Raw genomic sequence first — 12,812 nt, forward strand, 5'->3', positions numbered from 1 at the left:
GTATCAAGATTTTCGTGAATTGGTATTAGGGCTGTAAGGCGAACATACTTCAGACTTTTTTACCCTGCTTGACCCATTTCGTATTGAGTTTTGTGATATTCCCAAAGCTTGCCTTTTATCTCTAGGAGTTCTTGATATTTACCTTGTTCAACGATGCGTCCTTGTTCTAAAACAACGACTTTATCTGCATTAGCGATTGTAGAAAGACGGTGAGCGATCGCAATTACTGTCCGACCTACCGATAGCTTTTCTAATGATTCTTGAATCAAGCGTTCGGTAACAGAATCTAAGGCGCTGGTGGCTTCATCTAGAATCAAAATTTCTGGGTCACGGAGCAAAGCCCGCGCGATCGCAATTCGCTGGCGTTGTCCTCCAGATAGTCTTACGCCTCTATCTCCTAATTTTGTATCAAAGCCTTCTGGCATTTCTTCAATAAATTCAATAGCATTTGCTAGACGCGCAGCTTCTCTAATTTCTGCTGCTGTTGCGCCTGATGTGCCATAAGCAATATTTTTCCACACAGAAGTGTTGAAAATAAATGTATCTTGACTAACTACAGCAATTTTATGTCGTAATGAATTGATGTCAAATTTTTGGACATCAACCCCATCAATCATTACATGACCTTCTGTCGGATCGTAAAATCTCGGAATTAAATCAATTAATGTACTTTTACCTGCACCAGTTGCGCCTACTAACGCTGTTGTTTTCGCTTTTTCAATGCTTAATGTTACGTTGTTTAGTACTAGATGATTTGGGTCATAACCAAAATCTACAGAAACAATATCAATCGAATGTTTTAACCCAGAAAATTTAATTTTGCCATTGTGTAAATAGGTTTTATCATCAGTCCTAATTAACTCTTTAATATTGTCCGCTGCACCTGCGAGTGTACTAAGGTGCGCTCTCGTACCATTAATATCTTGAATAATGGGTACAACTCGAAATAGTACAAAGAAAAATGTGAGCAAGGAAGCAACTTGGAGTGTGCCATTCACAACAAAAACTGTAAAGGCAAAAATAATCATGCCAATAAGAATTGTACTAGCTATACTTTCGGCTAGAGGTCTTACCAGCGCCCAAATTAAGATAACTTTTTTGGAAGTATTGACTACATTATCACTAGCGTTATAAAAACGCTGTCGCTCAAAATCTTGAGTAGCAAATGCCTTAACTGTACGAATTCCGTTAATAAATTCTATGGCTGTGGATGTAAAATGACCGTTAGCAATGGAAGTGCTAAAACTGGTTTCTCTAGCACGAGCATTGAGCGTTGATAATCCTACACCCGCTAAGGTGAATAAAAGTAAAGAGACGATAGAAAGCTGCCACGATAACAAAAACATAGAAATAAAGTAGACAGTGGCAGTTATAGTTCTGGTCATCAAAAAAGCAGCACCACTAAACCACTGTTTGATGCGTTCAATTTCTGTAGTAATTGTATTGATTAGTTCACCAGAACGAGTTTTAGCAAAGTAACTTAGGGGCAAGCTTTGTAACTGTTCAAAAATTTGCTTACGCAGGCAATCGGCTAAATACAGTTGAGTACTTTCTGTGTATACCTGTGCCAAATAATTAAAGCCAGCCCGTACCCAAGTACTCAACAAAATCAGAAAGGATATTCGATATAGTCTATTAATCGCTGAAGTATTGGCAGCCAAAATCCAAATATCAAACCATTTGATGCCAGTTTGAATTGGTTTAGCATCAGGGTTAGTTAAACTTTGCAAGAACGACAGCAAAAAGCCAATACTAAAACCTTCAAAGGTTGCTGCCAAAAAAGAAAATACTAAAGCAAGAATAGCAACTTTACGGAAATGTTTAAATTCTCGCAATATTAAATAATTTTTTTGCCAGAATTTACTAGCTTTAAATAAATTATTTAGCTGTGTGGATAGTTTAACAAGCATGTGTCTCTGAACAAATATTTTCTAATTTCTACAGGTTGCTATAGATGCTCTGTCATTATTTATTTCTAACTTAAGTGCGGCAAATGAATTCATCAATTACCGCACTGCTCGTAGAGATTTTTGGCTGGATGGATTGTGAATTGATGTTGTTGTAATCAGGAAGAAGGTAGCCAATAATTAGTAATCATGAATTATTAATTATTAAGTTGGATTCTGCCTGGACTGGCCACGAACTCGTAATCACAGGTAATTGGTTAAGTTGTTTTTGTCCTTCTGAACTTAATCGTACTGCTGCTTCTAAAGTCCAATAATGACACCACATGAAACTCATATCACCCCGCAGGACATTTAATAGCTGTGGTAGATTTTCGAGACTGTATTTACGCATCCAAAGACCTAATGGTGTAATGCTGCGCTTTGTGGTGGTGGAAAACTTAATAACTCGAAAGAGCTTACCTCGTTCTCCTACATAAAACTCACGAGAAAATAGAGATTCTGACGAGGAAAGTTGTAACAATACCAGCAATACCAGCATTATCGGACTTAGCAATAGCAGCATCACTAAAGCCGCAATCCAATCAATGAGTCGTAATAACCATCTCCAAGGTTGGCTATTTTGTTTAAACAGTATATTTTCCGAAGATCCGCAAAGAAACATGGGCTTATCAGCTTTTTCACAAGCATCAGCCCAAAATTTTACCCAAGTCTCACCAATTTTAGGGTCTACACTTACCAAATTAACTGGAGAATGTTTTAAGCAATCGATTAATAATTGCTCGTTTTCTAAAGCTGGTAAATATGGTTGTTTGAGTTTACCAGAAGACTTCACTAATAACTGACCCCGCCGCCATTGGAGTGTGCAGTATGAGGAGCGTAGAAGCTCTGCTTCTTGTCGGCAGACATCGCTTTGATCTTGCGGAGTTACACTATAAGCGGTCTGTAAAGTACGAACTAATGAGCTAGTCATGTGTCTTTGGATTAGTATGATAGTAAATTGTTGAGCTAATCTCGAAGGCGATTCATGCCAAAGACTTTGATCTGAATCTTGTATTGCTTACAAAAAGTAGTAGACGACAGGCAAGTATTCATCTTTCAAAATTTTGCCGCTGTCAAGATGTAGAAACTTAATAGATAATAACTAGGTAGATAGCAATCAATATTGGGGAAAATGTTGCAGGTAAACTTGCATTTATGGGTATAAGAGATATCGGGTAGATGTAGAGACAAATGGCCTACTTTCTCCATTACCCTGTACTGTATAAATCTGTTGAATTTTGTCTACCTATTTTTTGATTTATTCACTTGAAATAAACTAGTCCACTTTTGTCTTTGAGATGCTTGGAAGGGGCTTTAATCTCTAGGATATAAGAATCTGTGGAAATGACTATATGCTGAAGTAGATTCTTTATTTAGTCTTTAAATTAGTAGAACTTTATCATCATAATTATAAAGCTGATATAAATTCACTTAATTATTACTAAGTAAATCTGATTTAATTTTGACATAAAAAATGTTTAATCAAGACATAAAAAATATAGTAGGTAACAGGTGCTACGTTATAGGTGACAGATTTGAAAATATTTTGGTGTCTAAGTTTTATCATCTACCGATATCTTAACTACCTTGGCTATTGCAATAAATTAGAAAGTTAGATAAATAAAAAATCTTCTAGCAGAAATATCCAAAAAAATATGTGCGATCGCTCTTTTAGGGGATGAGATCGCACATATCTCTACAATGCAAAGTTTCTGCTATTTTTCTACCGCTTGTTTCAAAGCCAAACGATATTCCTTAGGATACTGAACAAAACTACTGTCAGAGCTAGAAACGCCATTAGCTACAACCCCAATCAGATTTAACTTACTCAACATGGCTGTGGCTTGAGCAAGCTGGTTGCGAGTCACAATACCCATACTGGCTACTAACACCACACTCCGGCAAGATGATGCTGTTAACATAGCATCGACCAACCCTAGTACTGGCGAAGCATCTACCAGTACTAAATCATAGTTCTCTTCAAATGTTCTCATCAGTTGCATCATCCGTGGAGAACTTAACAGATGGGCTGGATCTGTCGGTTTAGGCCCAGCCGTCAAAATATCGATGTAGGCTGAACCTAAAGATTGAATACCAATCTGATTAGGTAATGTTGTTTCACTACCTAATAAAGTTGATAGTCCTTGCTCATTGGGCAGATTTAGCTGTTCGTGCAAACTAGGATCGCGTAAGTTGGCATCGATAAGTAGTACTCGTTTGTGTAACCGAGCAGCACTCATTGCTAAACCCAAGGCCATACCTGACTTAGCTTCATCAGGTAAAGCTGAAGTGATCATCAAAGACTTCAAACTAGAAACAGTATTGAGAAGTTCAATATTTTTGTAAATTAGATCCAGCGATTCCCAACGAGGTGGAGACTGTAACACCTGAATTGTCCAAGGGGCAGATGTTTCTGGCTTACCGAAAGGTAATTTGATAATTGAATCTCTGGCTCTGGCTGCTGGAAGTTTGGGAGTTGTGCCTAACAAAGGTAGAGCTACTTGCTTCTCTAACTCAGCAGTTGTATGTACAGCATCATCAGATGCTTCTCGTAAGAAAGCCGCAATACCTCCCAACATTAACCCAACAACAGCACCTAACAAGAGATTTTGTTGGAGGTTAGGGCCTAACTGGAAACCATTGTGGGGTTCTTCCACAACTTCCCAATTAAATCCACCCTTAGCTAGTTCTTGGCGCAATTGTTGCTCTGCTCTTAACAGCTGCTCTAACCTTTCCCGGCTAAATTGCAGCTGTGGTTGTATACGATTGTAATAAGCCAACAGAGGCGGGAAGCGTCTAATTTCAAAACGTAACTGAGTTTCTTTCTGTGCCAAAGTTTGATCACGGGCGCTCAGTGCAACTATGGTTGTTTGGGTTTCTACTAGTTGAGTAGCAAGGTTCAAATCAATTTGACCAAATTGCCCTTGTTCTAAAAGCGGCTCTCTAGAACTAACCACGCCAGCAGACTTTGTGCCTAAAGTTCTGCCTACCTCTTGTTGTAATAACGCTTTTTGACTACTAAGTTGTTCTTGCAGCTTTTGGACGTTGGGAGTTTCATCTGTAAAACGCAAGCGTTCTTGAGCCAGTGCTAGTTCAGTTTTTTGGATTTCGTTGAGCAAACCTTGGTAGCGAGTAGACTGACTCAAACGAGAAGCAACTAGCGCATTTTGGGGAGAACGGTTAAGCTGTTCTTCTAAAGATTTTTGCCGTGCTAAAGCCTCTTGATACTGAGCGCGAGTTGTGCGACGTTCTTGTTCAACAACATTCAAAGCATCTTCCAGGGCTTTGGCTTGAGCCACCGGATCGATTAAATTTTGATTACGACGAAATCTTTGCAAGTTTGTCTCAGCTGCATTCACCTCTTCACTAGCTTTGCTTAACTGTTCTCTAATGACTTGCAGACCTTTTTGAAGACGAGCATCTTGCTGTTGTTTGTTATATTCCACGTAAACTTGCCGAACAGCCGTCAGAACTTTTTGTGTTTTTACGGGGTCTCTGTCGGTGTATTCTACTTGGAAAATTTTTGTGGCGACATTATCTTCTTTCGTTTTTAATTGGTTTAAGGCCAAAGCACCTTTAATAACACCTACATTGATGTCTGGATATTCTGGCTGAAGTTTATCAACTGCCTTTTGAATCAGTCCCGAACTCTGCATGAGATTTAACTGAGTAGCTGTGTCTATCTCAACATTTGATTCAGTAAACTGATTTTCGACTCCGCCTGTTTCTTTTTTACCTTGATAGTTAGGTTCTACTAGCAGTTGCATCGAGCTTTTGTAAGTAGGCTTTGTCTTAGCGGTAATAATTGCTGCCATAGCAATTGAAGTCACAAATACTGCCACAAACCAAGGAAATCTACGAATAAAAACTGCTAATAATTGTCCATAACCTGGGTCTGTGTCAACAGTTGTATTTACACTGGGGTTTAGACTAGTTTGAACCACTTTTATTATCCTTCTCTGCGAGACGCTACGCGAACAACTAACAAGTCAGATGAATAATTAATGAGTTATACAAGTTTGATCAATAAGTTGCTCAACCTTCCTGAAAAATACTTGTTCTGAAAAATTGTTCACTGCATGATTACGAATATTTTCATAATTCCAAGTGATGCGTCCGGACTCTAATAATGCAGCTTGTAGAGAGTCTGGTGTTTGTCTTTTAAAAAAGACCCCAGTTGTGCCGTGGATTTGGGTATCTAAGACTCCGCCAGCACCATAAGCAATAACTGGTGTACCACTGGCGTTAGCTTCAACAGGAACTAATCCATAGTCTTCTAAGGCCGCCACTATCACCGATTTAGCTTTAGAAAAGAGGTCTTTACGTTGCCGATCGCTGACGTGTCCTAAAAATTCGATGTTATTTAATGCCTTGGCTTTTAGGCGTGCTTGTTCTGGGCCATCACCTGAGATTAATAACCGCCACCCCAACCAATTAAAAGCTTCGACGATTATATCTAGCCGCTTATAACTGATCATCCGTGCAGATGCCAAATAATAATCTTCTTTGGTATCTGAATAAACAAAGTTACTGGTATCAATTGGATAGTTGATCACAATTGCGGGTTTGCCATAAATCTGTTGAATTCTGCGGGCAACAACGCTGGAATTAGCAATATAAAGGTCTGGTTCCTGAGCATATTTCAGGTCTACATTCCGCATTAACTGAAAAATTTGTTGGATCAAGGGAGCAAAATATCTATAATCTCCATACTCCCGTAAATATGTTTCTGTATCCCACAAGAAACGAGTCACATTATGACAAAAACAAACGTGGTAAGCATCAGGACGTTTGCACACAGCTTTCGCAAAACTGGTGCTACTGCTAATAATTAAATCGTAGTCCTGCAAATCCAAAGACCGAAAAGCAGGAAAGTAGAAAGGAGCCATCATTCTAAAATATTTGACTGCTCCCGGAATTTTTTGTAAAAAAGTTGTGTTGACTATTCGCTCACCTAAATCAATGGTTTTTTTTGGGTCATACAGAGAAGTAAAAACATCTGCTTGGGGGTAGCGCTTACATAGTAATTCAAATACGCGCTCTGCCCCACCACGCTGAGTTAAATAATCATGGATTAGAGCAATTTTCATAATTTATATCCAGACTTTTTGAAGATTTTGCGAGAACAATTTTCAGTTATTTACTGTCAACAACTTTTGTGTTTAGCACTATAAAATTTCAAGAGATAAATATTAGTTACTCAAGATACTTTCTGGGAATATTTATCTAAACGAAAGTAAATTAAATCCATCGGAGAAAAATAAATCTTTAAATAATGTACTATTTTTTTTAAATAGCTACATAAAGAAATTTAATTTTTATCCGATGACTACAAATTAGTCCTACTCTTAAAAAGGAGGACTATATGGCAAAAGTCAAAAGTTAAAAGTCAAAAGTGAAATGCTTGCAGTGAATTGGTTTTAGCGTTTTAGAATGTCCTAACTTATCTGGCTACGGCTATATGATAGAATTCCCCCTTTTATCAAGGGGGTGAAATATATCAATATTACTTGTGACTAATACCTATTAAACTTAGATATTATCCAACGGCTACCAGAACTTTTTCGGAAGCAAAATAAGCATTTTGTTCAGCGCGTAGTTGGTCGCAAAGTCTACTTTCCGGTAACTCTACATCGTCGTAAGTCAGAACTTGATCACGAGGAATGTCTCTTTTTAGGCGACATCCTTCAGCTAAACCCATTGGTAAAAGTTTTTGTGCTTGAACAATCGCAGAATTTTCGCATTGGCCGTATGTCATATAGTAACCAATGCCATCAAGAATTTCCCCTGCTTTCAAATCGATTTTGGCAGTTGTGACTACATCTACCAAAGGCTTACCGATGGGAGCCATGACAGCATCGCGGAAGAGGACAGCACGCGCTACCGATAAGGGAACTTCAAAATGGCAGAGGTGATAAGGAGTATAGAAGCTATAGAGAGGGCCTTCACCTAACTTATATAGGTTGAGGTAGTGACGTTGTTTGGGGTCATCGTGAGTGGCGAAGACAAACACACCAGGGCCTGGCTTGGCTCCGACGACATAATCAACAATTCCGCCTAGTTCTTTGAGTTGCTCAATATCGTACATGTTGGTCATGTCATCAACATGACCTGTGAAGTCGTAACCTAGCATTCCCCGCTTGGCGACTTGCATACCTGTAGCATTGGCAACGATCGCCTGCTCGAATGATATTTTTGTACCATCGGCGAAGCTTGTCACCATGTGGGCTTTTTGTCCCCAACGTTTAGCGAATGCTTCTTGGGTTGTGGGGTTGCGATAGGGGTCTTGAAGTCCTTTAATGTTACCGCACAATAATGGAGTTAGACCGATGCTTTTCACGAATCTGTAAAGATTCATTTCCACACCTGGCTGGTCGCCATCACAGGCGCTGAGAATTACTCCAGCTTTGTCAGCATAGACTTTCAGGATAGAGCCAACAGTGCCGTCAAGTTCGGCATTCATCATAATTACATGTTTACGATGGGCGATCGCTTCCATGACGACATGAGCGCCAAATTCTACTGCGCCAGTAACTTCAATAATCGCCTCGATGCTCTCAGCTTGACAGAGAAGTTTAGCATCGTCTGTGACCGCGTATTTGCCACTAGCGATCGCATCTTCTAAATCGCTAACGCTGCTCACAACTTGAATATCTTCAATACCAGCTTCTGTATAAGCTCGTTTGGCTCCATCAATACTGCGGTTAAAGATTGCAACTAGCTCCATTCCCGGTACCGAATTAATAATTTGATTGGCAATTCCTCGACCCATAAAACCAGCACCAATCATTCCCACTTTGATAGGATTACCAACAGCAGCACGGGCTTTTAAAGCATTATCAATAATAATCATGAACTTCCTCTAATTGCTATGTGTATGCACTAAAGACAAATAATTTTAATCACTAACTATACAGTGATTGATAATACCTCTGCATCTCCAATAGGTATCATGCTCAACAATGGCCAATTCAAATCTTTTTCTGAAATCACCGTTACTTCTAAAGGCCATTCAATGTTAAAAAATGGGTCATCATAACGCAAACCTCTTTCATATCCTGGTGTGTAAAATTCACCTACTTGATACACTACTTCAGCGTCATCTGTCAGCGCTTGATAACCGTGAGCAAACATTTCTGGCACATACAACGCTCGATGATTATCTGCGGTTAATTCAACACCGATGTGTGACAAAAAGGTAGGTGAATCAGGACGCATATCAATAATTACGTCATAAATAGCACCTTTAGTACAGCGAACTAATTTTGTTTCGGCTGCGGGTTTGAGTTGATAGTGCATTCCCCGGAGAGTGCCTTTTTTATAGTTATAAGATAAGTTGCATTGTGCCACTGTTGGCTTTAAACCATGAGCTTCAAATTCTTGAGCGCAGAAAGTTCTAGCAAAAAAACCACGATGATCGCTTCTTTCTTCTAAGTCAATAATGTAAGCATCTTGGAGTTCTGTAGCAGTAAAAATCATGAATTACCTCGATATGAATGTTGATTGTGGAAAATATTGGCTAATTCTTAAACCAGAGATTTTTCTATATCTGATAAAGAAAGTAGCTCTGCTCTAGGATAAGTATCATCCCAGTATTGGGTGCAAAGTTCTGGTCTTTCAGGAGGGTTAGCAGTGTAACAAAAGAATAGTGCTGACCGCGTTTTTGTGCGGACTGTACCGTGATGTAAAGTATTTTTTGTATCTACAAAAATGACTGTACATGCTGCTCCTGGGCAAGATTTCCAAGCTGATTTGGAAATGATTTTTTTTACTTCTTCATCATCAATACCCATATAACTTGACTTCCAAAGTTGGTAGTAAAGTCGCCAATATTTCAGGCTAAATATGGAAGTTAAAGAACGGGGAATGTATTCAAAAGGCCCAGTTTTTTCTTCCACATCATTCAAGTAAATAAAGATTTTGATAATGCGGCGGTCTTCTGCATCGCTATGCCATAACAATGTGCCGAACTGATTATCGCTAGGAAAATCTTTACGTAAATGAACACCATGAAAAGTTATCGGAAGACCGATGTAATTTTCGATGATATTCAGTAGCCTTTTCTCTGTTCCCCAGGTAGAAAATTCTGGTAAACCTGTAACTGTATGAATTTGCGGCCACTTTTGTTCTAGATGTTCGTTATTTACGTTTTTCATCCGCAACAATTGCTCGGAAGCAGCTTTGAGTAATTCTGAGGTGGAATTTAATCCCAAATCTGCCAGTGTTGTCACATAAACACCATCTCGTTTGAGGGTATCAAGAATTAGGCGATCGCGTTTTTCTAATGCAGGTAAGTTTTTAGCATGTTGCCAACGTTTTAGTTGGCAAACTAAATCAGAATACAGTGCAAGTATTTTGTTTTTAATCGTGTTTAGCATGGCAGGAATAATTTGTTGATTTGTGGTAATTATTGGCAAAAATTACAGAGCTTATTCCACTTTGGAGTTTAGTAGAGCCAATAATCAAGCGATCGCCTGCTTCTAGTGCCAGCAAATTAAGAGCATACTGCCAGAGTTTTATTCTATAAGCTAACTCTGAATTTAGTGCTGCCATTTTGGCTAGAATTTTGTTTAGCATGGCGCGACTACTTTGTTTTGATCAGTGATTTAGGTTGCGATCGCTTGTTAGTAGGGCGTAATTCTTGCGGTGATGGTTCGTTAGCTTCGGCGAGTTTAAAGTCTTTTAAAGCCATTACATCAAGAGCAGAAAGACTCACTAAAGCTACAAAAGGAATTGCTACTTTAATTGCAGATACAGGCCATCTTCTTAAAGCACCAAAGAAAACTTTTAAGTTAACTTCTCTGGTATTTTGTAACAGCATCCGTCTGGAAAATTGCTTAGAATATCCACATTCTTCAAGTTTCAAAATTACTTCAGGGATGTGTTTATATTGCATTAATAGTGCAGATTTCGGCTCTTTCTGCCAATAACTCACACCAACAATACATTCTAAATAAGTCTCTTTAGTAACAATTATTTTGCCATTAGCGGCACAATAACCAGCTAAATATGCTAAAGATATCCAGTTATTCGCAGCATCCGGCCAAATTTGCAAGGCGCGTTTTATTAAGTCAGTGCGGTAAATACTAGCCGTGAGAAAAATAACTGCACCAACACTTTTGGCAAAGCAGTGTTCAAATATGCCTTTACTATCTCCACAGCCATCTTCTGCATCTGCATCAAACCAGCGATTACCAACAATTGTTGGGGGATGTACTGGTTCGCCAGTAATTTTATTACGTCCTGAAAAATTGAGAAACAATAGCCCTAAATCTTCATTTTGTTTGAGCTTGTTGATAACATAAGGAATAGCTCTATCTTGAACTGGATCATCATCACCAATTGTCCAAACATATTTTGTTGTGGCAGAACTTAGGCAATACATAATATTTCTCATTACGCCTAAGTTTTCAGGATTTTTATTGGATCTAAAGGTGATATTTCTCAGTTTTGTTTGCCATTTCTGAATAACAGCTTGAGTATGATCGGTAGAACAATTATCTGATACTAAAATTTCACACTCAGATTCAAAGCCTTGGATTGCTTTTGCCAACCAGGATAACTGTTTATCAAGTAATTCAGCCCGATTATAAGTAGGTATGGCAATTGTGAGTAGTTTGTTCATTTTTTTTACTAAAACAATAGATTTTATTATTTTTGTCTAGATTCCCGACTTCTTTAAGAAGTCGGGAATCTAATTTGCCTAATATTGGAACTTACTTTCTATGCCAAAAAAAATCTTTGTCAATTTGTTCGGTACGAATCAGATACTCTAGCTGTTTTAAACGAGTAAAGCCTCTAAACAAAAATGTGTCTTCAGTCATATCAATTTGACTGAACAAATCAAATAATTGTTTAGCACCGCGTTGAGCATCCCAATCAGATTTGAATCCTGGTAGGATGGTGTTGATTTTCTCAAAGGATACGCGATAGCTGCGGTTATCCGAACCATTTTGTCCAAAGGTTAATTTACAACCTGGGAAAGCATCAGCAATGATTTCGGCAATTTCTTTAACTCGGTAATTGTTAGCAGTATCGCCAACATTAAAAATTTGATTGTGTACGATGTCACGCGGTGCTTCTAAAGCACAGACAATTGCTTTGCAAATATCTAGTGCGTGGACTAATGGCCGCCAAGGTGTACCATCGCTGGTCATTTTGATTTCTTTACTCGTCCAAGCTAACCCTGCGAGGTTGTTCAAAACGATATCAAACCGCATTCTAGGGGAAGCACCAAAGGCTGTAGCATTCCGCATGAAGGTAGGCGAAAAATCATCATCTGCTAGAGGTGTGACATCTCGTTCTACGAGGGTTTTGCATTCGGCGTAGGCGGTTTGGGGGTTAATTGGAGATTCTTCTGTAACATCGCCTTCGGTAGCAACACCGTAAACGCTACACGAAGACATATAGACGAAACGACGTACACCCATTGTTTTGGCTAAGTTTGCGAGGCGAACAGAACCTAGATGATTGATTTCGTAGGTGATATTGGGTGCTAGTTGTCCTGTGGGGTCGTTGGAGAGTTCCGCCATGTGAACTATTGCTTCCACGCCTTCTAAATCTTCTGGGGTGATGTGACGGATATCTTTGTTGAGGGTTTTGGCTGTAACTTCTGTACCGTTATATAGCCAGCCAACTTTATAAAAACCTGTATCAACGCCAATTACTTCGTGTCCACGTTCAATTAACAGAGGAGGCAATAGAGAACCTAGGTAGCCTTCTGTTCCAGTGACTAATATTTTCATTGTTGGAAATTCCTATAAAAGTGCTGAGTGCTTCAACAGAATTCAGTCTTAAATATTCTTGTGGGATGCTTGTCCTCACCCGTCCTTGGTTTTTGAGATGCCCACAAGTTTTGATTTGGTA

At 38.9% G+C, this 12,812-nt stretch carries 10 protein-coding genes; all 10 read right to left on the bottom strand.

All coding sequences use genetic code 11. From position 1 onward, the window contains the following. Positions 1-59: 59 nt before the first annotated feature. The 10 genes from hepA to IQ259_RS08010 all read right to left on the bottom strand — a co-directional run bounded on the left by hepA (position 60) and on the right by IQ259_RS08010 (position 12,691). On the bottom strand, positions 60-1,910 hold the full coding sequence (gene hepA / locus IQ259_RS07965) for a heterocyst formation ABC transporter subunit HepA (RefSeq protein WP_193883386.1): 1,851 nt from the start codon (positions 1,908-1,910) through the stop codon (positions 60-62). A gap of 184 nt (positions 1,911-2,094) precedes the next feature. After that, the gene (gene hepC, locus IQ259_RS07970) at positions 2,095-2,877 is read right to left on the bottom strand and encodes a heterocyst development glycosyltransferase HepC (protein WP_193883388.1); all 783 of its coding nucleotides are present in this window, start codon (positions 2,875-2,877) and stop codon (positions 2,095-2,097) included. A 784-nt stretch (positions 2,878-3,661) separates the two neighbouring features. Further along, on the bottom strand, positions 3,662-5,890 hold the full coding sequence (locus IQ259_RS07975) for a polysaccharide biosynthesis tyrosine autokinase (RefSeq protein ID WP_193883389.1): 2,229 nt from the start codon (positions 5,888-5,890) through the stop codon (positions 3,662-3,664). Positions 5,891-5,947: 57 nt separating this feature from the next. Then, the gene (locus IQ259_RS07980; protein ID WP_193883391.1) at positions 5,948-7,036 is read right to left on the bottom strand and encodes a glycosyltransferase; all 1,089 of its coding nucleotides are present in this window, start codon (positions 7,034-7,036) and stop codon (positions 5,948-5,950) included. A gap of 449 nt (positions 7,037-7,485) precedes the next feature. After that, complete coding sequence (locus IQ259_RS07985; RefSeq protein ID WP_193883393.1) at positions 7,486-8,799, bottom strand: NAD(P)H-dependent oxidoreductase; 1,314 nt, start codon at positions 8,797-8,799, stop codon at positions 7,486-7,488. Between the two features lie 56 nt (positions 8,800-8,855). Next, positions 8,856-9,425 (bottom strand): dTDP-4-dehydrorhamnose 3,5-epimerase, encoded by a 570-nt coding sequence (gene rfbC / locus IQ259_RS07990; RefSeq protein ID WP_193883395.1) that lies wholly within the window; start codon positions 9,423-9,425, stop codon positions 8,856-8,858. A 47-nt stretch (positions 9,426-9,472) separates the two neighbouring features. Then, positions 9,473-10,324, bottom strand: coding sequence for a phytanoyl-CoA dioxygenase (locus IQ259_RS07995; protein WP_193883397.1), 852 nt, complete (start codon positions 10,322-10,324; stop codon positions 9,473-9,475). Next, complete coding sequence (locus IQ259_RS08000; protein ID WP_193883399.1) at positions 10,308-10,523, bottom strand: hypothetical protein; 216 nt, start codon at positions 10,521-10,523, stop codon at positions 10,308-10,310. The genes IQ259_RS07995 and IQ259_RS08000 overlap by 17 nt, the downstream gene beginning before the upstream one ends. A gap of 7 nt (positions 10,524-10,530) precedes the next feature. Then, positions 10,531-11,571 carry a glycosyltransferase family 2 protein gene (locus IQ259_RS08005; protein ID WP_193883401.1) on the bottom strand — a complete coding sequence of 347 codons (1,041 nt, stop codon included), beginning with the start codon at positions 11,569-11,571 and terminating at the stop codon, positions 10,531-10,533. 91 nt (positions 11,572-11,662) lie between these two features. Next, a complete protein-coding gene (locus IQ259_RS08010; protein WP_193883403.1) occupies positions 11,663-12,691 on the bottom strand; it encodes an NAD(P)-dependent oxidoreductase in 1,029 nt (342 codons plus the stop codon). Positions 12,692-12,812: the final 121 nt, after the last annotated feature.

The sequence above is a fragment of the Fortiea sp. LEGE XX443 genome, assembly GCF_015206815.1.
Lineage (GTDB): Bacteria > Cyanobacteriota > Cyanobacteriia > Cyanobacteriales > Nostocaceae > Nostoc_B.